Annotated in this window: 16 protein-coding genes; 2 read left to right on the top strand and 14 right to left on the bottom strand. The window is 62.2% G+C overall.

The annotated features are described in order from the left end of the window. The 11 genes from NVV94_RS18730 to NVV94_RS18780 all read right to left on the bottom strand — a co-directional run bounded on the left by NVV94_RS18730 (position 1) and on the right by NVV94_RS18780 (position 12,248). Positions 1-153, bottom strand: coding sequence for a hypothetical protein (locus tag NVV94_RS18730; RefSeq protein ID WP_258443879.1), 153 nt, complete (start codon positions 151-153; stop codon positions 1-3). Between the two features lie 104 nt (positions 154-257). After that, complete coding sequence (locus NVV94_RS18735) at positions 258-1,424, bottom strand: lactonase family protein (RefSeq protein WP_258443880.1); 1,167 nt, start codon at positions 1,422-1,424, stop codon at positions 258-260. Positions 1,425-1,476: 52 nt separating this feature from the next. Beyond that, complete coding sequence (locus tag NVV94_RS18740; protein ID WP_258443881.1) at positions 1,477-1,779, bottom strand: DUF5629 family protein; 303 nt, start codon at positions 1,777-1,779, stop codon at positions 1,477-1,479. Between the two features lie 204 nt (positions 1,780-1,983). After that, complete coding sequence (locus NVV94_RS18745; protein WP_258443882.1) at positions 1,984-4,359, bottom strand: RND family transporter; 2,376 nt, start codon at positions 4,357-4,359, stop codon at positions 1,984-1,986. Between the two features lie 20 nt (positions 4,360-4,379). Beyond that, positions 4,380-5,423 carry a YCF48-related protein gene (locus NVV94_RS18750; RefSeq protein WP_258447750.1) on the bottom strand — a complete coding sequence of 348 codons (1,044 nt, stop codon included), beginning with the start codon at positions 5,421-5,423 and terminating at the stop codon, positions 4,380-4,382. 321 nt (positions 5,424-5,744) lie between these two features. Next, entirely contained in the window at positions 5,745-8,402 is a 2,658-nt protein-coding gene (gene pepN / locus NVV94_RS18755) for an aminopeptidase N (protein WP_258443883.1), read from the bottom strand. A 12-nt stretch (positions 8,403-8,414) separates the two neighbouring features. Next, the gene (locus NVV94_RS18760) at positions 8,415-9,245 is read right to left on the bottom strand and encodes a DUF2797 domain-containing protein (protein ID WP_258443884.1); all 831 of its coding nucleotides are present in this window, start codon (positions 9,243-9,245) and stop codon (positions 8,415-8,417) included. Beyond that, positions 9,242-9,502, bottom strand: coding sequence for a YeaC family protein (locus NVV94_RS18765; RefSeq protein WP_258443885.1), 261 nt, complete (start codon positions 9,500-9,502; stop codon positions 9,242-9,244). The genes NVV94_RS18760 and NVV94_RS18765 overlap by 4 nt, the downstream gene beginning before the upstream one ends. Before the next feature lie 12 nt (positions 9,503-9,514). Continuing rightward, entirely contained in the window at positions 9,515-10,390 is an 876-nt protein-coding gene (locus NVV94_RS18770; protein ID WP_258443886.1) for a rhomboid family intramembrane serine protease, read from the bottom strand. Beyond that, positions 10,387-11,358 carry a metallophosphoesterase gene (locus NVV94_RS18775; RefSeq protein WP_258443887.1) on the bottom strand — a complete coding sequence of 324 codons (972 nt, stop codon included), beginning with the start codon at positions 11,356-11,358 and terminating at the stop codon, positions 10,387-10,389. Before NVV94_RS18775 ends, NVV94_RS18770 begins: the two co-directional genes overlap by 4 nt. After that, a complete protein-coding gene (locus tag NVV94_RS18780) occupies positions 11,358-12,248 on the bottom strand; it encodes an NAD(+) kinase (RefSeq protein ID WP_258443888.1) in 891 nt (296 codons plus the stop codon). The genes NVV94_RS18775 and NVV94_RS18780 overlap by 1 nt, the downstream gene beginning before the upstream one ends. Positions 12,249-12,407: 159 nt before the next feature. On the opposite strand from NVV94_RS18780, the gene NVV94_RS18785 reads away from it, so the two are divergent. Continuing rightward, positions 12,408-13,358 (top strand): DUF1853 family protein, encoded by a 951-nt coding sequence (locus NVV94_RS18785; protein WP_258443889.1) that lies wholly within the window; start codon positions 12,408-12,410, stop codon positions 13,356-13,358. 24 nt (positions 13,359-13,382) lie between these two features. Here NVV94_RS18785 and NVV94_RS18790 read toward each other — a convergent pair whose 3' ends face one another. From NVV94_RS18790 to NVV94_RS18800, 3 genes are all read right to left on the bottom strand, one after another. After that, positions 13,383-14,306, bottom strand: coding sequence for a 1-aminocyclopropane-1-carboxylate deaminase/D-cysteine desulfhydrase (locus tag NVV94_RS18790; RefSeq protein ID WP_258443891.1), 924 nt, complete (start codon positions 14,304-14,306; stop codon positions 13,383-13,385). An 84-nt stretch (positions 14,307-14,390) separates the two neighbouring features. Next, positions 14,391-16,427, bottom strand: a complete 2,037-nt coding sequence (locus NVV94_RS18795; protein ID WP_258443892.1) for an NADPH-dependent 2,4-dienoyl-CoA reductase — start codon at positions 16,425-16,427, stop codon at positions 14,391-14,393. A 192-nt stretch (positions 16,428-16,619) separates the two neighbouring features. Continuing rightward, on the bottom strand, positions 16,620-18,311 hold the full coding sequence (locus NVV94_RS18800; RefSeq protein ID WP_258443893.1) for a hypothetical protein: 1,692 nt from the start codon (positions 18,309-18,311) through the stop codon (positions 16,620-16,622). 352 nt (positions 18,312-18,663) lie between these two features. On the opposite strand from NVV94_RS18800, the gene NVV94_RS18805 reads away from it, so the two are divergent. After that, positions 18,664-21,216, top strand: a complete 2,553-nt coding sequence (locus tag NVV94_RS18805; protein ID WP_258443894.1) for a hypothetical protein — start codon at positions 18,664-18,666, stop codon at positions 21,214-21,216.

Consider the following 21,216-nt stretch of genomic DNA (forward strand, 5'->3'; position numbering starts at 1 on the left):
TCAGGCCGCCGCCAGGTCTGCCACCGGATTGCAACGCGGCAACAGCAGAGCGCTGGCTTCTCGTTCGCGCACAGGGTCGCGTTCCAGCGCATCGGCAGCCAGAATGGGCGTGGAATAGAGAAACAGAACGACAGTCGCAATACGCCAAATCATGCTTTGAATCCCTCAGCGAGATAAAGAGTCAATATTTCAGCGTCAAATTTAAGCACATGGCCATATGCCAGTGCCAAGGGTATTTCACCGTTGTAATAAACAAGTCATTGCCGGTCGATGAACTTCAGGTCCGAGGGTGAGTCGATTGCCACCTTCTGCACGGTCTTGCCAAGCAAACCGGTGCCCGGATCGCGCTGGAGCACGACGATCTGGTGGCTCTTCTGGTTGGCGATCAGCACGAATTTCCCGCTCGGATCGAGGCTGAACTCCCGGGGGTGATCGCCTTCCACCGAGCGCCGCTGCAAGGGTTTGAGCAGGCCGCTGCCGGGGGCGATGGCAAAGACCAACAGTTCATTGGCCGTACCACGGTTGCTGGCATACAGAAATCTGCCGTCGGCAGAAACATGAATCGCCCCACCCGCCTTTGCCGCAACGTCCGGGCTATCGGTCAAAGGCAGCATCTGACGCGGCACCAATGTACCGCCTTGAAAATCGAAAACCACGACCTGAGCGCTCATCTCCAACGTCAGGTAAGCCTGCCTGCCGTTCCCCCCGAACACCAGGTGGCGCGGCCCGCTACCGGGTGGCAAGGTCACTGCCGGCGGGTTGGCCGGGGTCAATGGCCGGTTTTTGTTGCCGGCGTCAAAACGATAGATAAACACCTTATCGGCCCCCAGGTCACAGGCAAACACGTAGCGCTCATCCTTCGATGACACCACCGAATGCACATGGGCCGAGCCTTGCCGCTCTGGGTTGACCTGGCTGGCCGTATGGGCGTCCTGCTGCACCACCGCCGAAAGCTCGCCGTTGGCGCCCACAGGCAGCACGCTGAGACTGCCCCCGGGCTCGGGTTGCACGGCATAGTTGGCGACGAACAGATAAGCCTGATCGCCGCTCAGGCTCGAATGGGTCGGCTCATCACCCTGGCTTGGCACCTGATTGATCGGGCTCAGTTCATGGGTTTTCGGGGCGATGGCGAAACTGCTGACGCGTCCGACCGGGTCTGCCTGGCCAGGCCCGTTTTCATTGACCGCGAACAGGTATTGCCGGTCACGGGACAGGGTCAACCAGGATGGGTTGGCGCTTTTGACCACCTGCAGCGGCTCACTGGAAATCTGGCCTTTGTCGCTGTCGAAGTGATAGCGGTAGATACCTTCGCTGTTGCCTTGGGTGTAAGTCCCCACCAGCAGATCGTAATCGGCCGCTGCAGCGTGATGGGGAAACAGGCCCAGGGCACCGGCAATCAATAGAGGCATGAGCAGGCTTTTCATCGGGAGCGTTCCTCGCAGGCGGGTCAAGGGTTCTGCGAGGAAGTTGGCAGGTTCAAGAAGCGGACGAGTCGTCGTCCTGGTCGTCTTCTTCACTGGCAGAAAAGGCACTTATGCAGACTAGCCGATGCTCGCCATTGGCATTGGTGATCAGCCAGCTCTCGGACGCTGTATCGAAGGTTGCCGTGGCGACTTCGGCCGGAGTGAAAAACCAGCGCTTGAGGTCGCGGCCATCCATGGATTCGATTCGCAGCCCGCCCTCATCGGGCCGGGTGAAGTCGAAGGCGTGCAGGCCATCGATCAGCAGCATGTCGCAGGTTTCAAGAACATCTAGCAATGAATCGGTAGTACCTGTCATGACAAACAATCGCTTGAGAGAAGCTGGCCATTATAAGCCTAAACGCCGACCTCGTTTCCACACTGTGGGAGCTGGCTTGCCAGCGATGCAGGTGACGCGGCCTGCCTGCATTACTGCGGTGAAGTCATCGCTGGCAAGCCAGCTCCCACAGGGGGACAAAAAAAACCGCAGCCTGGGCTGCGGTTTATTTTTTTACTGAGCCAATCAGTGAGCAAACAACGACCCACCCACCTTGCCCGCCAGTTTCTCCGGCTTGATCAGGAACCGCGCCAGCGCCGGCAGCAGCCACAACGCACCAAACATGTTCCAGAGCAACATGAAGGTCAGCATCAGGCCCATGTCCGCCTGGAACTTGATCGCCGAGAAGATCCAGGTCGCCACGCCGATAGCCAGGCACAGGCCTGTGAACAGCACCGCCTTGCCGGTGGATTTCAGCGTCTGGTAGTAGGCCTCCTGCAGTGGCAGCCCGGCACGCAGGAAGCTCTCCAGGCGGGTGTAGATATAGATGCCATAGTCGACACCGATGCCCACGCCGAGGGCTACGACCGGCAAGGTCGCTACCTTCACGCCGATCCCCATGAACGCCATCAGTGCGTTGCCCAATACCGAGGTCAACACCAGCGGCAGGACGATACACAAGGTCGCCGCCCACGAGCGGAAGGTGATCATGCACATCACCGCCACGCAGATGTACACCAGGATCAGAATGGTCAGCTCCGCCGACTTGATCACCTCGTTGGTGGCCGCTTCGATCCCGGCGTTACCGGCTGCAAGGATGAACTCCAGACCTTCCTTGTTGTTTTCCTGGGCGAACTCTTGCACCGCCTTGACCGCGCGATCGAGGGTCTCGGCCTTGTGGTCGTTGAGGTACACCAGCACCGGTGCCAGCGAGCAGTCGTTGTTGTACAGGCCATCGGCACGGGCGATGGAGTTGTTCAGCACGTCGGGGTTGCGCGACAGGGTTTCCCATTTCAGGTTGCCCTCGTTCATGCCCTTGATCATCTGCTTGGATACGGTCACCAGCGAGACGGCCGATTGCACGCCCGGGGTGTTCTGCATCTTCCACATCAATTCATCGATCGGGGCCATGGCAGCAAAGGTCGAGCAGCCTTCGGACTTCGTCTTGACCATCACCACCAGTACGTCGGAGCTGGTCGAATAGTTGTCGATGATGAACTTGTTGTCCTGGTTGTAGCGCGAGTCCGGACGCAGCTCCGGCGCGCCCTGATCGAGGTCGCCGATCTTCAGGTTCTGGCTGTACCAGAGGCCGCCACCGAAGGCGATCAAGGCCAGAGCAATGGACACCGGCGCCACCTTGGCACTGGCAAAGTTCGACAGCAGGCGCCAGAACGGGTGCTCGCGAGTCGCATCCTTCTTGCTGCGCGCAATGGATTTTTTACTGATGCCGACATAGGAAATCGCTACCGGCAACAGAATCAGGTTGGTGAACACGATCACTGCCACACCGATCGACGCACCGATGGCCAGCTCGCGGATAACGCCGATATCGATGATCAGCAAGGTGATGAAGCCAACGGCGTCGGCCAGGATCGCGATCATGCCCGGCAGGAACAGTTGCCGGAATGTTCGCCGCGCCGCCGTCAGGGCGTTGTCGGCGTCGCTCGATTGCAAGGCGATACCGTTGATCTTCTGTACCCCGTGGGAGATACCGATAGCGAAGATCAGGAACGGCACCAGCATCGAGTAAGGATCCAGCCCGAAGCCGACGGCATGCATCAGGCCCAGCTGCCAGACCACCGCCACCAGGGTGGTGATCAATACCGCGATGGTGCTGCGGATACACCAGGTGAACCAGTACAGCAGCACCAGGGTGATCAGGAACGCGACGCCGAAGAACATCACCACCATGATCAGGCCGTCGATCAGATCACCGACTTTTTTGGCGAAGCCGACGATATGAACCTTCACATTGGGGTTCTGCGCCTGGTACTTATCGCGAATTTTCTCTTCGAGCTGGTGAGAGAACTGCTGGTAGTCCAGCTTCAGCAACTTGCCCTGATCCTCCGGATCGGGGTAGGACTCGAGCAATGGCACATCAACGATGCTCGACTTGAAGTCGTTGGACACCAGCCGGCCGACCTGGCCGGACTTGAGTACGTTGTTGCGCAGATCCTCAAGGGAGTCGGCCGAGCCGTTATAACTCTGCGGTATCACCTCGCCGCCGGCGAAGCCCTCTTCGGTCACCTCGGTCCAGCGTACGCTCGGGCTCCACAAGGACTTGAGGCCGGAACGGTCCACGCCGGGGATGTAGAACACCTCGTCGTGAATCTGACGCAGGGTCTCCATGTACTCTTTGCTGAAAATGTCGCCGTCCACCGCTTCCACCGAAATACGCACGGTGTTGCCGAGGTTGGCCAGATCATTGCGGTGTTCGAGCATTTTCTGGATGAAGGGGTGCTCGAGCGGGATCATCTTTTCGAAACTGGTCGAAGGGCGGATCAGCGTGGCCTGGTAGAACAGGAAGGTGCTGACCAACAGGCAGATGAAAATGACTGCCGGGCGGTTGTTGAAGATCAGGCGCTCAAGAAGGGTCGCCTTGTCCTGGTGCTGGTTATTCATTGGAAACTGCTCCCGCCCTGTCATTGCTGGCTCCTCTCGGCACCGGAGGACTCTGCGATACGCACGCCTCCTTGACCGACCAGGATCAACTCGTCACCGTCTTTTGCCGCAACCCCGGCCAGCGAAATGCGGTCCGCGCGGTTGAATATGCGAAAGCTGCGGCCATCGTCGCTGCTGCGCAGCACGCTGCCGCCGTTGCCGACCAGCACCAACGAACCGTCCTTGAGTAGCGTAGCCCCGGACAGGCCGAATTCGAGCGGGCCACGGGCCCCCTTCAGCTCTACCTTGTCCCAGGTGCCGCCAAAGTCGCTGGAGCGATACAGGTTGCCGCGCAGGCCGAAGGCCAGAAGCGAGGCAGGTTCAGCCGTACCGATCACGCCAAACAGCGAGCCCTCGTAGGGCCCCTCGACGCGTTCCCAGGTCTGGCCCCAATCGGCGGAGCGGAACATGCTGCCCTGCTCGCCGACGATGAACAGGCCGGCATCCTTCACCGCAGCAATGCCGTTGAAGTGATATTGGTCTTCGTTGTCGATGCGGTCGCTGACATCCTCCCAATGCTTGCCGCCATCGGTGGTTTCCAGCAACGCGCCATAGGCGCCCACGGCAAAGCCGTTGTCGCGGTTCTGGAACCAGACATCGAGCAGGGGTGATTCGCGCTTGAGGTCTTCGAATTGCCTGGTCCAGGTGGCGCCGGCATCGGTGCTGACAAGAACTTGCGCGTCGTGCCCGACCGCCCAGCCATGGCTGGCATCGACGAAGTACACCGCAGTGAGCAATTGCCGGGTCGGCACCTTGGCCTGGGTCCAGGTAGTGCCCTGGTCGTCGGAGTAGAGAATGTGGCCTCGGTCGCCGACCGCAACCAGCCGCGCACCCGCTTGCGCCACATCGAGCATCAACCCGCGTGCGGCCTTGGACGATTGAATGGAATAAACGGCATCAGCGCTTTGCGCTGCCTGTACCGGCATGGTTGCTGCGGTGGCCGAAAGCACACCGATCAGCGAGAACGCGGCAGTCAGCAAGGTGCCTCTGTGAAATGCCGATGGGCGCTTTGCCCCCATCCCCATTACGGGCCCAGTGCCAGCCATCACAGGCTCACTCATAGACTTTTCCCCGATTATTGTTATTGGGTCTAGCCGCAGGTTGCGCCTGGATTGCTCCGTCTTCCGCCTGCTTTGGCTGGAAGCGGCAATCTAGAGCCCCTCGGTAATTACCCCAATCCTATCGGGCTTTGGAATTGGAAAACAACGAATACGACGTTATGTTTTGTTAAGACCGGATAGTGGCCTTTTGCCGAAGAGCGCTGGGGAGCCCCTGCGGGGCTCCAGCGCAGCCTGCGAAAGCAGGCGCAAGATCTCAAGATCACCGGGGGGTGTTGCGACCCCAGGTCAAGCGAGACTCTTGCTCACCACCTCGAACACATCGCTGGACAGCTCGCCAGAAGCCAGGATGCGTTCCAGTTCACCCCTCATCAGTGCCTGGCGTGCGCTGTCGTATTTGCGCCAGCGGGTCAACGGCGCCAGTTGCCGCGAGGCAATCTGCGGGTTGAACGCATTCAGCTCGATGACCAGGTCTGCCAGGAAACGGTAGCCCGAACCGTCGGCGGCATGGAAGTTGATCAAGTTCTGCCCGGCAAAGGCACCGATCAAGGCGCGGACCTTGTTCGGATTCTTCAGGTTGAACGCTGGGTGCTTCATCAATTCCTGAACCCGCTGCAGGCCTCCCGGCAAGGTGCTGGCCGCCTGCACGCTGAACCATTGATCCATGACCAGCGGGTTGTCCTGGAAATGATCGGCGAAGCTCGCCAGAGACCTGGCCTTCTCGTCCTCGAAGGGCGAGTTGACCAACACCGCCAGCGCCGTCAGGCGTTCGGTCATGTTGTCACAGGCGTCGAACTGCTCCAGGGTCGCAGGCAGCACCTGCGGCTTGACGCTGAGCATCAGGTAGGACAGCACAATGTTCTGCAGGCTGCGACGGGCGAAATGCTCGGCCTCGGCCACATACTCGGTCTGCTTCGAGACTTCGCGGTTGGTCTGGTAGCGCTTCCACAGTGCGTCGAACAGCGAATCGGCCAGTTGCCTGCGAGCAAACTCGCGGGCAGCGTGAATCGCGTCGACATCGACCACTTCGCTGATTTCGGTAAGGTAGGCTTCGCTCGGCAGCGAAAGCATCTCGGCGACCATGGCCTGGTCCAGCGTTTCATTGCCCAATACGCTGGCCAACGCCTTGACCAGACGCTGGTCGAGAACCAGTTCGGCGCCCTGCTGATATTGCCCGATCAGCTCCTGAAGGACCTGCACAGACAGTTGCTGACCCGCCTCCCAGCGATTGAAGCCATCGCTGTCATGCTGCATCAGGAACATCAACTGGTCGCGATCGTACGGAAAACTCAGCTTGACCGGCGCACTGAAGCCACGCAGCAGCGAAGGCAACGGCTTTTCGGCGATATCGACGAAGGTGAAGGTTTGCTCGGCTTCGCTCACCGAAAGCACCCGGGTGGTGCCCGCCGCGGCGGCTTCGCCGGCCAGGCGCAGGGCCAGTTCGTTGCCCTGGCTGTCGAGCAGGCCCAGCTCCACCGGGATCACGAACGGCTTTTTCTCGACCTTGTCCGGGGTGGCCGGGTAGCTCTGGCGGAAGGTCAGGCTGTAGGTTTTTACCGCGTCGTCATAATGCTCGCTGACCGCCAGGCGCGGTGTGCCGGCCTGGCTGTACCAGCGCTTGAACTGAGTCAGGTCGACGCCATTGGCATCTTCCATGGCCTTGATGAAGTCATCGCAGGTCACGGCCTGGCCGTCGTGGCGTTCAAAGTACAGGTCGCTGCCTTTGCGGAAGCCCTCGGCGCCGAGCAAGGTGCGGATCATGCGCACCACTTCCGAACCCTTCTCGTACACGGTCAGGGTGTAGAAGTTTGAAATTTCGATAAAGCTGTCCGGGCGCACCGCGTGGGCCATGGGCCCGGCATCTTCGGCGAACTGGTGGGTACGCAGATAGGCCACGTCTTCGATGCGCTTGACCGTGCGCGAGTTCACGTCGGCGGAGAACTCGGCGTCGCGAAACACCGTGAAGCCTTCCTTGAGCGAGAGCTGGAACCAGTCGCGGCAGGTCACGCGGTTGCCCGACCAGTTGTGGAAATACTCGTGGGCAACCACCGCCTCGACGCGTTGGTGCGCGGCATCGGTAGCGGTCTCGGCGCGGGCCAGCACACAGCTGGAGTTGAAAATGTTGAGCCCCTTGTTCTCCATGGCGCCCATGTTGAAGTCATTGACCGCGACGATCATGAAGATGTCCAGGTCGTATTCGCGGCCATAGACTTCTTCGTCCCAGCGCATGGACTTCTTCAGGCTGTTCATGGCGTGCTGGCACTTGTCGATGTTTTCCGGCTCGACATAAATGCGCAGGGCCACGTTGCGCCGGGACATCGTGGTGAAGGTATCTTCCACGCACCACAGGTCGCCGGCGACCAGGGCGAACAGGTAGGCCGGCTTCATGAACGGGTCTTCCCAGGTCGCCCAGTGCCGGCCGCCTTCGTCCGGACCGCTGGCAATCGGGTTGCCGTTGGAGAGCAGCACCGGGTAGCTGCTCTTGTCCGCGCTGAGGGTGGTGGTGAAGCGGCTCATCACATCGGGGCGATCGAGGTAATAGGTGATCTTGCGAAAACCTTCGGCTTCGCACTGGGTGCAGAACATACCGCTGGACTTGTACAGGCCTTCGAGCGCGGTGTTGGTTTCCGGGTGAATACGCACGCTGCTGTCGACGGTGAACTGCGCAGCCCTGGGCTGCACGGTCAGGTGATCATCGGACAGTTGATAGTCGCCAGCCTCGAGAAGTTGGTCATCGAGCGCGAGCGAAAGCAGCTCCAGCTGTTGCCCGTCGAGTACCAGCGGCGGCAGCCCCGGGCCCCGCACCGGGTTGCGGCGCATGACCAGTTGCGCATGGACCAGGGTATGGTCATCGAACAATTCGAAGGTCAGGTGCGTCTCGTCGATCAGGTACTCGGGCGCCTGATAGTCCTTGAGGTAAATCACTTGCGGCTGTTCTGTACGCATGCTGAAGTCCTTCTACTGATGCACGGCGAGCTGGTAGGCCGTGTACTTGCGAATATTGATCACACCGGTGTCGAAGATCAGGTACTGGCCCTTGATCCCCAACAAGGTGCCCTCGGCCACCGGGTTCTTGTCCAGGTTGAAACTGACGATCTTGCTCGGATACGCCTCGACCGGATAACGGATCTCGATCGGCTCGACGTCATGCAGTGGTTGAATCGCCTGCAGGCCAAAACGCGCCTGCAGCTCGCTCAGGCCTTCGGCGCAGGTCGAGAACAGCTGTTCACGCACCGCTGGCAGGTCCACCGCTTCGGCATCGCCCTTGAGCAATGCGCGCCAGTTGGTGCGATCGGCAACCTGGGACCGAAACAGGTCTTCGACCAGCCCCGACTGCTGACGGGTTGCCACCCGCATGATCGGCAAGGCCTGGCTGGCGCCCTGGTCGAGCCAGCGGGTCGGCAACTGCGTGGCGCGGGTGATGCCTACCTTGATTCCCGACGAGTTGGCCAGGTACACCACATGGTCGGTCATGCAGAACTGCTCGCCCCATGCCGGATCGCGACAGGTGCCGGCGTCGTAGTGACACTTTTCCGGGCTCATGATGCAGACATCGCACTGGGCCAGCCTGGTCATGCATGGGTAGCAGTAGCCCTGGCTGAAACTGGTCTTGGTCTTGCGCCCGCAGTGGATGCAGTGAATCGCCCCCAGGTATTCCAGGCGCAGGGTCTTGCCGATCAGCGGATTGACCGGCACCTCGCTGTCGCCCAGGCGAAATGCGTACTGCACCACCGGCGTCTCGAGGCGAGCCGACATTTTACTGATGGAACCGCGGCCAATCTCGATCAATGGACGGCATCCGACTTGAACAGAATGTTCGGGATCGGTGCCGACTTGGAGCTGCACTCCTGCGGGCCCATGTAACCGGTGCGCTGATCCTCGGGCAGGTTCTGGATCTCCCAGGCGATCACTGCCTGCAGCGACAACTCGCGCTGTTCGGCGGTGAGCTTGCGGCCATCGGACCATTTGCCGATTTCTACCGCCAGCTTCAGGCTTGCGTAGATATCAGGGGTGATGTTTTCGATCATTTCAGCAAAAGAGGACATAACTTCTCCAAATTAGGCGGTCAGTTTACGCCGCGCCAGTGCCCCACCCAAGAGGCCTGTCACACAACCGACCAACAACCCGCCGACATGCGCGGCGTTGGCGATTGCACCAAAGCCCAGCATGCTGACCAGACCGGACATGCACAGCACCAACCAGACCAGCATCATCACCAGTACCCCGCGCGGCATCTGGTAAACCGGATTGGGCGCCAGCCACTGATAGATCCAGATATGCCCGAGCAGGCCGTAAAGCACGCCGGACAGACCGCCGAACAGGCTCGGCCCGCCGAACAGGTACTGGGCGCAATTGGATACCAGGCTGAACAGCAGGCTCAGGCCGAGCATCGACCAGAGCCCCTGACGCAACTCGATGCGCCGTCCCAGCTCCCAGTACCACATGGCATTCATGGCCAGGTGGAGGATGCCGAAGTGCACCAGCATCGGTGACACCAGCCGCCACCATTGGCCGGCAGCCAGGCTCTCGGCCAGCGGGGTGAAATAGACGTAGTCACCCTGCACGCGGAAATCGAGGAAGGTCAGCCAGCGCAAGGTCTCGAAGTTGCTGCCAAGCCAGGTCAGCCCTGCTACCAACAGGCAGAGCAAGAGCACGCCCGCGGTGATCGGGCTGTTGCGCAATTGCGAAACGAAGCCGGGACGGCTGCGCTGCTCGCTTGGGGTCAGTTCCGCCAGTTCGTTGCCGGTATCACCCTGTGGATAACGTTCATAGAGCTGACGGACGTCTTCGGCCAATCGTTCATCGGGTACCCAGAGCACCTGGTCACCGCCCTCCTCGCTGACCCGGTGTGGCACCTGCAGCGTTCGCAACAGGGTGACGAAGCCGCTCAGGTCGATGCTCAAGGGCAGGCGAAGCACTGCAACCGGACTCATTTCAGCACCTGCGGGCGCTCGACATCGACCCAGACGAACTTGCTCGGATCGATCTGCGTTTCATCATCAAGCCGATAGGCGACCAGTTTTCCGTAAAGCACCGCACTGTAATCCAGGCAGGCCAGGTTGGGCCGGATCGGTGCCGGCTTGCCGCTGCGCCAGTAATGGCCGACGAACAGCATCGGCTCGTCGACGCCATAGCGCAGCAGCGCGTTTTTCTGGCTGGTGCTCAACGGCGTGCTGGCCACGCGCTCGGGCAAGGCATCAGGCTGGAACACGATATCTCCATAGGTTTGCGGGTCTTCTTCCCAGAACTTGGTGCGGAAGAAAGCGCGGGTCAGGCCATCGCCGCCGGTCAACGTCAGGCCATCAGGCAGGCGCATGTCGGTACCCCGCAACAGCCGGTCGAATACCGTGCAGGCAAAACTGCCCGGTATGGCAGCGGCCTGCAGGAAGTGCTCGTCGAAGCAGCCGTTGGGATGATGCGCACGCAGTTGCCCGATCAGGCTGGCATCCCAGCAGGCATGCACCAGGCGGAAGCGACCGGCATCGAGGAACAGCGGCAGCTCGTAAAACCATCCGAGAAAGTCATTCCAGTCGCCTGGATGCTGGGCGAACTGGGTCAGTGTTGCCTCGATCAGGCGAGCATGCCGCGGCGTGTGCTCGCGCACATATTGCTTGCCGCTTTCAGGGGGCGCCGGAGTGCTCCAGCCCAGGGCATTGAATTCATGATTGCCCATGATGCAACGGGCCTGGCCGGCCTCGACCATGTCATGGACGATATGCAGGGCTTCGCGAATCCGTGGGCCGCGATCGATGATATCGCCCAGAAACAGCGCCATGCGCTGCGGGTGGCGCCAGACGCCGCCCAGCCTGCGATAACCGAGCATGTCGAGCAAGTGCTCAAGGGTATGAGCGCAACCATGCACGTCACCGATCAGGTCGTAGCTACGCGCGGGATCGAGCATCAGTCGCCTCCACCACCCAGCCGGCTGCCCCAGCCGAGTTTGGTGCGGCAGACCTCATAGTAATTGTGGTCCAGCGGATGAATCAGGCGCAGCTTCTGCGACTTTTTGGCGATCGTGATGGTGTCGCCCGGCGCACAGGTGAAATGGTTCTGGCCATCGCAGGAAACCTGCGGATAGATCTGCATGTCCTTGGCGACGACGATCTTCAGTTCGCTGTTGCCGTCGACCACGATCGGCCGGCCGGACAAGGTATGCGGGTACATCGGCACAATTACGATGGCATCGAGCTTGGGATGCATGATCGGCCCGCCGGCCGATAGCGCATAGGCGGTGGAACCGGTCGGCGTGGCGACGATCAGGCCGTCGGCCTTCTGGCTGCAGACGAACTGGCCGTCGATGTACAGCTCGAATTCGATCATCCGCGTCGACTTGCCGGGGTGCAGCACCACATCGTTGAGCGCATCGCCCTGGCCGATGGCCTCGCCGTGGCGGCGCACTTCTGCCTGGAGCAGGAAGCGGTTTTCCACCAGGTAATGGCCGTCGAGCACCTCGGCGACCTTGACCTCCAATTCGTCGGGACGAATATCGGTCAGGAAGCCCAGGCTGCCCCGGTTGATGCCCAGCACCGGGGTATTGTGCCTGGCCAGTGCGCGGGCAGCACCGAGCAGGCTGCCGTCGCCGCCGACGACGATGACCATGTCGCAAACCTCGCCGAGCATTTTCCGTGAAGAGGTCTGCAGGCCGTGTCCGGGCAGGACTTCGGCAATGGTGTCTTCGAGGATCACGTGCAGGTGCCGTTCCAGCAGGAACCTTTTCAGACGGCGAATGGTGTCGAGCACCTGAGAGCTGCCGAGACGACCAATGATACCGATATTGCGAAATTGCTCCATAGGGCTCCTGCTGGGGTCTGGAACGGTCGAAAAGGCGAGGTGGACGAGGCGCTGGGACCGATACCAGCCAAAGAAGTCAATTATGGGCGAAACCGCCGGGTAGCGGCAAACTCGGGACAAAATGCTGATTGCCCCGGCGCAAGGGGCTATGCTCGCAGGATGAGCCCGTTCCCAAGCCTTGCCGACCTGCCCCGCCAACTCCGCCAACCCCAGGTGCGCGACCTGGCGTGGGTGATTCTTGCCCCGCCAATGCTCAGCGTTACCCCCTGGGCCCAGCGCCATCCCCTGAGCGGCAGCGACTGGGTCGAGAAACCGGCGCTGCTGGCGCAGTGGCTGTTACAACTGGATCAGGACAGCAGTGACTTGCAGAGCTGGCTGTCACAAGGCGCGACCCGGCGCCTGGGTCTGTATTACGAACGGCTATGGCAATTCGCCCTGAAACAGGCGCCGGGAGTGGAACTGATCGCCGCCAACCTGCCGATCCGCAAGGAAGGGCATACCCTCGGCGAACTGGACATCCTGCTGCGCGACCGCGACGGCGTGCATCACCTGGAGCTGGCGATCAAGCTCTACCTGGGGCCCCAGAACGGCGACGGCCTGGACCCGGCGCACTGGCTCGGCCCCGGCTGCCACGACCGGCTGGACCGAAAGCTGGCGCACCTTGCCGAGCATCAACTGCCGATTTCGGGCCGAACCGAAAGCCGCGAGGTGTTGGCGGCACTGGACATCGGCCAGCTCAGCGCGCAGTTGTGGCTGGGCGGCTATCTGCTGTACCCCTGGCCGGGCCATGCCGATTCTCCCGAGGGCGCCAACCCGCACCATCTCAAGGGACGCTGGTTGCACCAGCGCGATTGGCCGGCCTTCAGCGCCCAAAGCCCGCCGGGGCGCTGGCAACCCCTGCCGCGGCATGCCTGGCTGGCGCCGGCGCACTACCCGCTGGAGCAGACCTGGACGCCGGAGCGCCTGCAGGACTGGCTGCAAGCCCTTGATCCCCAGGCACCCGCGCAATTGCTGGTGCGCTTGAGCGAAAACGCCGAGGGTGACTGGGAGGAAGCCGAGCGGTTATTCCTGGTCGCCGACCTGTGGCCGAACGTTCCCGGCACACTCTGAGCGAATCAGTACGGTCGCCGCTTTTCAACGCCCCATCAGCGCCCGACGACCCTGCAACCCGCCGGTGTGGATAAAAATCAATCGCGTACCCACCTTGAATGCCCCCGCCTCCACCCGCTCACGCAACGCCAACAATGCCTTGCCGGTATACAACGGCTCCAACGGTACCCCCGACTCCTCTTCACTGGCCTGGATAAACGCCAACAACGCCGCATCGACCTTGGCAAAGCCACCCCGGCTGGCATCGATCAACTCATAGGCGGCATTCCTCGAGGTCACCAGCGCCTCGACATTGCGTTCAACTCCATGATCAATCGGCACGGCCATGGCACCATAAACCCTGTGCGCGCCCTGCTCGGCCAGCACCAGCCCGGCCAGGGTCGTTCCGGTACCGGCTGCCAACCACCAACCGTCATATCCAACCCAGCCCAGCGTTGCCAATTGGTTGCGCACCTGCTCGACGATCAATGCGCAACCCCGGGCCCCTGACTCCCCGCCACCACCTTCAGGCACGCCGAGCCAGCCAGGGTATCGTTCGAGCCAGGGTTGCCAGAAGCCAGGTTGATGCCGCTCTCGGTAACCACCGTACCCGAGCCAGTGCAACTGCATGCCGAAGGCATGCAGGTCACGTACGGTCGGCGTGTCCTGGGCATGACCACGCAACAGGCCTGCGGTGGCGAAGCCAAAGCGCCGGCCTGCCGCCGCCAGGGCATGCAAATGATTTGAATGAGCGCCACCGAGGCTGATGATGCCGCCGGCGCCAGTGCGCTGGGCAACTCGCAGGTGTTCGAGGAGTTTGAACCACTTGTTGCCGCTGATCAGTGGATCGATTTCATCCAGGCGCAGCACCGCCACTTCGACGCCGGCCCGCTCCAGCCAGCTCAACGAGAGTCGCTGCAAGGGGGCGCATGGAAGACAGTCAAAAGACGCGATCAGTGAGAAAGACATTGGAACAGGGGCTTTGCGCGAACAGGGAGACGCAGTCTAACAGTGCAGCGACGCCCGGATGCAGGCGCCGCCACACATTGCCTCTTACAGCTGCGCGGCCAGGCGCGAGCCCTGGTTGATGGCGCGCTTGGCATCCAGTTCGGCCGCGACATCCGCACCGCCGATCAGATGAACCGACTGGCCGGCCGCCAGCAAGCCATCCTGCAATTCACGCAGCGGGTCCTGGCCTGCGCAGATGATGATGTTATCCACAGGCAGAACCTGCGGCTCGCCTTCGCCAATGCGGATATGAAGCCCGCTATCGTCGATTTTCAGGTACTCGACACTGTTGAGCATCTGCACGCGCTTGTTCTTCAGGCCCGCACGGTGAATCCAGCCAGTCGTCTTGCCCAGGCCATCGCCAACCTTGGACTTCTTGCGTTGCAGCAGGAACACCTGCCGCGCCGGGGCGTGGGGCTCTGGCGTAACGCCAGCGACACCGCCGCGCGCCTCCAATCGAGTATCGATGCCCCACTCCTTCCAGAACGCCTCGCGGTCCTGGCTGGCCGCCACGCCCTGATGCACGAGGAACTCGGAGACGTCGAAACCGATCCCGCCGGCGCCGATCACGGCCACCTTCTGCCCGACCGATTTGCGCTCCAGCAGTACATCGAGGTAGCCCAGCACCTTGTCATGCTCGATGCCGGGAATGGCTGGCAGGCGCGGGGCTATGCCGGTGGCCAGGATGATTTCGTCATAGCCACCCTTGACCAGATGTTCGACGTCCACGCGTGTGTTCAGGCACAGCTCGACGTTGCTGGTCTGCAGCTTGCGCTTGAAGTAGCGCAGGGTCTCGTAGAACTCTTCCTTGCCCGGCACGCGCTTGGCCACGTTGAACTGGCCGCCGATCTCGCTGGCGGAATCGAACAGGGTTACCTCGTGGCCGCGTTCAGCCGCCACCGTGGCCGCCGAGAGCCCGGCAGGGCCGGCACCGACCACGGCGATCTTCTTGATCTGCTGCACCGGCAGGTAGTTGAGCTCGGTTTCATGGCACGCACGCGGGTTGACCAGGCAGGTGGTCAGCTTGCCGCCGAAGGTATGGTCCAGGCAGGCCTGGTTGCAGCCGATGCAGGTGTTGATCTCATCGCCGCGCCCGGCGGCCGCCTTGTTGACGAACTCAGGGTCGGCCAGGAAAGGCCGCGCCATCGAGACCATGTCGGCGTCCCCTTCGGCCAGGATCTGCTCGGCGACTTCCGGGGTGTTGATGCGGTTGGTGGTGATCAGCGGGATGTTCACCGAGCCGCGCAGCTTTGCCGTGACCTTGGCGAACGCAGCGCGCGGCACCTTGGTGGCGATGGTCGGAATCCGTGCCTCGTGCCAGCCGATGCCGGTGTTGATCAAGGTCGCGCCGGCCTGCTCCACGGCCTGGGCCAACAGCACGATCTCTTCCCAGGTGCTGCCACCCTCGACCAGGTCGAGCATGGACAGACGGAAGATGATGATGAAATTCGGCCCGACCGCCTCCCGCACCCGGCGCACGATCTCTACCGGCAGGCGCATGCGGTTTTCGTAGCTGCCACCCCAGCGGTCGGTGCGATGGTTGGTGTGCGCTGCGAGGAACTGGTTGATGAAGTAGCCTTCGGAACCCATGATCTCGACGCCGTCATATTCGGCGACCTGGGCCAGTACCGAACAATTGACGAAGTCCTGGATCTGCTTCTCGATGCCTTCCTCGTCCAGCTCCCTGGGCTTGAACGGGTTGATCGGCGCCTGAATGGCGCTCGGCGCGACCTGCTTGGGGCTATAGGCATAGCGACCGGCGTGGAGGATCTGCATGCAGATCTTGCCACCGGCCTCGTGCACGGCACGGGTGACGATGCTGTGTTTCTGCGCTTCTTCGGCCGTCGTCAGTTTGGCCGCGCCGGAATACACCCCGCCCTCTTCGTTGGGGCCGATGCCGCCGGTCACCATCAGGCCGACACCGCCACGGGCGCGTTCGGCGAAGTAGGCCGCCATACGTTCGAAACCACCGGGCTTTTCTTCAAGGCCCGTGTGCATGGAGCCCATCAGGGTACGGTTGCGCAGGGTAGTGAAGCCCAGGTCCAGCGGGGACAACAGGTGCGGGTAGTGAGCAGCGGCCATAACAGACTCCACAACAAGCATTATCACGGTATGCGGGCGCCTCGAATGCAGCGGCGGGGCCCGTCGGTTATCTGGAGCTGACATTAAAGAGCTATGCCAACACACTCAATGACCGAAAATGACAAGTTATTGATCCTGACGCGCAGCACGACTTGACCTTATCCTCGACCATCATGTTGCTAAACCCGCAGCCTATTCATCCAGCGTGCCGGCGGACCCCGTGCAGGACAGTTGCGCCGCCGCGGCATAGAGCAGATCGAGCAGCGGATTCAGATGCAGGCTCGCGGGCTTCTGCGCCGCAATCATCCGCAGCCGCGACATGCCAGGCGAACGATTGGGCGAATCAGCGCTGACCGTTTGCCACAGCATTTGCAGCGTGCTTTCGAGGAAACCGCGGTTGGCGTCCGCATCGATCAGCAATACCACCCGCGTCAACGGCACAGTGTTCAGCAACTGGCCGATCTCGTAACGGCAGCCCTGGTTAGTGGCTGAGAAACTGCGCAGATCCATCAGCACTACGTCGGCAGACGCTGCCAGGCGCTGCATGGCCGGCTGCCAAGTGTCTGCATGGCAGAAGAACTCATTGACCCGATGGCGGCCGTCCGAGTCCGCCCCGAGGGCACGGGCACGGAAGCGGCACTCCAGGTCGGCGGCGTCATGCACAAACTGGCGCGACAGCCGACCGCCGACGAAATCGAGAAACTCGTGCGGCTCCACCGTTGTGGTTGCCAGGTCCGGGCCAGCGATCAAGCTGATGTCGCCGCTGCGTAACCAGCGCTTGGCAAGCCCATCGAACAGCTGCTCGCTACGCGCGCCGAGCGCGAACACCCGCAACAGCAGCAGGGACGGCGGGTGCCCCGCCGCCTTGTCGAGCCGAGCGATGGCGAAGCCGATCCGTGTCACCGCCTTGTAGGCGGCAAAGGCGACCGGCCCGGTGAACACCCAGAGCCAACCCTCGAAGGACAGCGTGATCGACTGTACGACGCCGAACAGCAGCCACATCGCATCCAGTGTCAGCCCCTGATCGTTACTGCGCCGCGCCAGATGGCGGCGGCCAAGCCATTTCAACCAGAACCAGCCCAGCACCCCGGCGAGCACGGCGCCGAGTGCCATCGTGGCGAAGAACAAGCCATGCCCACCAAGGCCGACCCGCTGTCCGATGTCCACCAAGGTCCGCATCGCGGCCTCGCTGCTACCCAGCGCGGACACGGCCAGCTGCGAGCCGGTGACCGCAACGACCATGAAGGCCAGTACCAGTGGGCCGACCGCTCGAACCCGGCGATGCAGGAAGACGAGCAACAGAAGCGTCGCCGGCAAGTTGGTATAGAGCCAGAAGAACGCCAGCTGCCCCACCGCCAGCTCGGCATTGCGGTACAAGCCGTAGCTCACCACCGCCATCAGCATAACGAAATAGGCCACCGCCACCGCCATGCGCTGGCGACCGTTGACCGCCACCAGTAGGCCCACCGCCATCGCGACCGGCCAGACGTAACAGGATAGCAGCCAGAGGAAGCGCGCCAACACAAAGCCGTCGTTGCGGGTGAAGTACAACCAGGCGCCGCTGAGCACCAGTGCATAAACGAGGCCTGCAGCAACGTAGATGGCAGTGGCGATCCACAGGGATCGCCGCGCCTCACGCCGCGCGGCGGTAGCAGGCACGAAAGCGGGATCGACGAGCTCGATCTGCAGCGGGAACTGCGGCGGGCTCGCTGCAGCAGGTTGTGGCGGCCGCAATGTCTCATTCGCCGTCCTTGCCATTGAAGCGAGGATGGCGCGGCGATAGAGGGCAAGCAGAGCCAGCGATACCGGCGCAGTCAGGCCAGCACTGACCAGCACCAGGAAGGGCAACATGCCGGTGGTGATTAGCGTAGCCGGTGTAGACACGACTGAATCCCTCGGTTTCGGGCATTTCAGTATAGGCAAGCATCACAGTCATACCGGCCGGGCGCCTTCCCCTCTCCCCACGAGGTCGCTGGCGCAATACAGGCGTGCCTGCAGGCCCGACAGATGGCACTGTAAAGTTTCTTGCAAATGGGCTGCGGCCTGCTACGCCTTAATTGGACATACTGAACGGCGGATCGCCCTTGGGTGCGATGCGCTTTGCGGACTGACAGTACGCCTTCCTGCATCTCTTCTCTCGTGGAGTGCAGTCGATGACCCAAACGTTGTCAACAGCAGTGCTTCGGCGGCTTCTCGCCGTGTCTTATTGTCGGTCCGACCGCAAGGAGGTCGCCCAATGAAGCGTGCGCTGCTCGTTGCCATTCCCTTCGTGGTGTCTCTCCTCATTGCCATCCCGCTGACCGCGGACACGCCGTCGCCTGCGGTCGCGCAGGCGACGGCCGAAACACGCAGCGTGCACGCGCAGGATGCGCCCTATTTTGCGGCTTGCGCACGCGAAGGGCTCAACGAATCGGAATGCGCCGGCCGTCTGATCTGGTTCAAGGCCACGGCGGGCAACGACCGTTTTCATACCTCCGTCTTCCAGCAGCGCGTCGGCGTACTGATCGACTGGTACCGCGTACTGCGCAGCGACCAGCGCGGCGACCGCTTCCGCGCCTGGGGCATCATCAACGATCCGGACTGCTGCACGCCGGGCTCGCCGGACTGCCCGGCGAAGAGCCTGGATGAGACCTACGGCATGGACTGGTGCCCGGGCGACGAGCAGATGCTCGGCTACGTCGGACGCAGCGGCTATACCGATCCGGCCTGCGACTTCCGCGACGCGCTGCTGAAGGAAGGCGACGTGCATGGGCCAACCGACCAGCGCCAATCGGCCTGCGATCTGAAATTCGGCACCTCCACCGGCGCGCTCGGCATCCGCAAGTTTCCCAACCCGCGCTTCGACAAGGCGGTCTGGCAGCGGCTCAACGGCAACCCCGGCAGCTGGGAAGGCTACAACCGGCCGATTGCAGCCGCCGGCCCAGGCGAGGCGGCGCGCTCGCACCTGCAGGATGGCGCCATCGAGCCGCCCTTCCTCATAGGCACCGCCTGCGGCTCCTGCCACATCGCCTTCGATCCGCTCAATCCACCCGCCGACCCGGCGAACCCCAAGTGGGAAAACATCAAGGGCCTGATCGGTAACCAGTACTCCCGCATCTCCGAAATCATGGTCTCGGGCATGCCCTCAAACACGCTGGAATGGCAGATGTTCGCCCATGCGCGGCCCGGCTCCAGCGACACCTCGGCGATTCCGACCGACCAGCTGAACAATCCGGGCACGATCAATGCCCTGATCAACATCGCCAAACGGCCGACCTTCGCCGACGAGCAGGTGCTGAAATGGCGCAAGGTGGCCTCCTGCGTCGACGACCCGGACGAAACCCGCTGCTGGTGCGAACCGGGACGCGACGGCAAGTGCTGGCGCAAGTCGCTCGTGAAGGACACCGTGCACCACATTCTGAAGGGTGGCGAAGACTCGATCGGCGCGCTCGAGGCGATCCAGCGCGTGTATTTCAACATCGGCTCGTGCTCGGAACAGTGCTGGATGAACCACCTGTCCGACCTGCGCCAGATCGATCCTCAACAGCGCGGCTTCGGCCAGACACCGTTCAACATCGGCCAGTGCCGGCGCGACTGTCCCAATTTCCGCGCCATCGAGGACCGACTGCCGAACATCCTCGATTTCTTCATGTCGGCCGAAGCGCACGTCACCGATCTGCGTGCCGCGCGCGAAAACCAGCTGCGCGCCACGACACCGGACGCCCGCTATACCGAGCATGACCTGATTGACGCCCTTGAGCGCGAATTCGGCGACAACGCAGTGGCGCGTGGCAGCCAGATCTTCGCCAACACCTGCGCGCGCTGCCATTCCAGCCAGCCGGAAGCGGCGGCCGGGCAGTTCGCCAGCCTCGACTTCCACAAGATCGACCTCGGCAGCGGCATGCGCGAGGAATGGCTGGGCAACGACCGCAGCACCCCGGTCTCCGAAGTCGGCACCTTCCGTTGCCGCGCCCTGCACTCCAACCACATGGCCGGCCACATCTGGCAGGAATACGGCTCCGAGACCCTGCGCGCGCAGCCGCCCGACCCCAATGTCAGAGAACCCGGAGACGGCGGGCGCGGCCACTATCGCAGCATCTCGCTGCTCAACCTGTGGGCGCACGCCCCCTTCCTGCACAACAACGCGCTCGGCCCCGAGCTGTGCGGCAAGCCGCAGCACGCCGCGAACGACTTCTACGCGATGCGCCCGCGCTACGTGGACGGCAGCAGCGTGAAGCTTCTGCCCGCCGAGCAGCAACCGGCCTGCTTCGAATACGACCCCAGCGTCGAAGGCCGCTACCGGCTGTACAAGATGTCGATGCAGGAGCTGCTGAACCCGGCGCAGCGTATCCCGAAAGTAACCTTGCTGAGCGAGGATGTCACCCTGCGCATCGGCCCACGCCTGTGGGACGGCACCGCGAAGGAAAAGCTGCTCGGCTTCGAACTCACCATCCCGAGCGAAATCGACGGCCGCGGTGTCACCGCCGGCACCATTGGTAACTTCCAGCACAAGCGGTTCATCGTCGATCTGGTGCGCTCCAAGACCGCGCCGCAGGAGCTGGAGACGAGTCTGGCCCAGCGTTTCGGCGAGGACACCGGCGGCAAGGTGCTTGCCGACCTGAAGGCGATCACCGGCGAACTGGTCGGCAAGCCGAATGCGTTGGTGGCGGCACTGAAGGCGCGCGCCCATCTGATCAAGCAGATCTACAGCAGCTGCGCCGCCGAGATCGAAAACGAAGGTCACCGCTTCGGCGAGGATCTGTCCGAGGCCGACAAGAAGGCGCTGATCGCCTTTCTTGCCACCTTGTAA

It is taken from the genome of Pseudomonas sp. LS1212 (genome assembly GCF_024741815.1).
Classification (GTDB): Bacteria; Pseudomonadota; Gammaproteobacteria; order Pseudomonadales; family Pseudomonadaceae; genus Aquipseudomonas.

Coding starts and splice junctions, on each gene's coding strand:
- NVV94_RS18730 (WP_258443879.1), bottom strand. CDS start 153: ATGATTTGGCGTATTGCGACTGTCGTTCTGTTTCTCTATTCCACGCCC.
- NVV94_RS18735 (WP_258443880.1), bottom strand. CDS start 1,424: ATGAAAAGCCTGCTCATGCCTCTATTGATTGCCGGTGCCCTGGGCCTG.
- NVV94_RS18740 (WP_258443881.1), bottom strand. CDS start 1,779: ATGACAGGTACTACCGATTCATTGCTAGATGTTCTTGAAACCTGCGAC.
- NVV94_RS18745 (WP_258443882.1), bottom strand. CDS start 4,359: ATGAATAACCAGCACCAGGACAAGGCGACCCTTCTTGAGCGCCTGATC.
- NVV94_RS18750 (WP_258447750.1), bottom strand. CDS start 5,423: ATGGGGATGGGGGCAAAGCGCCCATCGGCATTTCACAGAGGCACCTTG.
- pepN (WP_258443883.1), bottom strand. CDS start 8,402: ATGCGTACAGAACAGCCGCAAGTGATTTACCTCAAGGACTATCAGGCG.
- NVV94_RS18765 (WP_258443885.1), bottom strand. CDS start 9,502: ATGTCCTCTTTTGCTGAAATGATCGAAAACATCACCCCTGATATCTAC.
- NVV94_RS18770 (WP_258443886.1), bottom strand. CDS start 10,390: ATGAGTCCGGTTGCAGTGCTTCGCCTGCCCTTGAGCATCGACCTGAGC.
- NVV94_RS18775 (WP_258443887.1), bottom strand. CDS start 11,358: ATGCTCGATCCCGCGCGTAGCTACGACCTGATCGGTGACGTGCATGGT.
- NVV94_RS18780 (WP_258443888.1), bottom strand. CDS start 12,248: ATGGAGCAATTTCGCAATATCGGTATCATTGGTCGTCTCGGCAGCTCT.
- NVV94_RS18785 (WP_258443889.1), top strand. CDS start 12,408: ATGAGCCCGTTCCCAAGCCTTGCCGACCTGCCCCGCCAACTCCGCCAA.
- NVV94_RS18790 (WP_258443891.1), bottom strand. CDS start 14,306: ATGTCTTTCTCACTGATCGCGTCTTTTGACTGTCTTCCATGCGCCCCC.
- NVV94_RS18795 (WP_258443892.1), bottom strand. CDS start 16,427: ATGGCCGCTGCTCACTACCCGCACCTGTTGTCCCCGCTGGACCTGGGC.
- NVV94_RS18805 (WP_258443894.1), top strand. CDS start 18,664: ATGAAGCGTGCGCTGCTCGTTGCCATTCCCTTCGTGGTGTCTCTCCTC.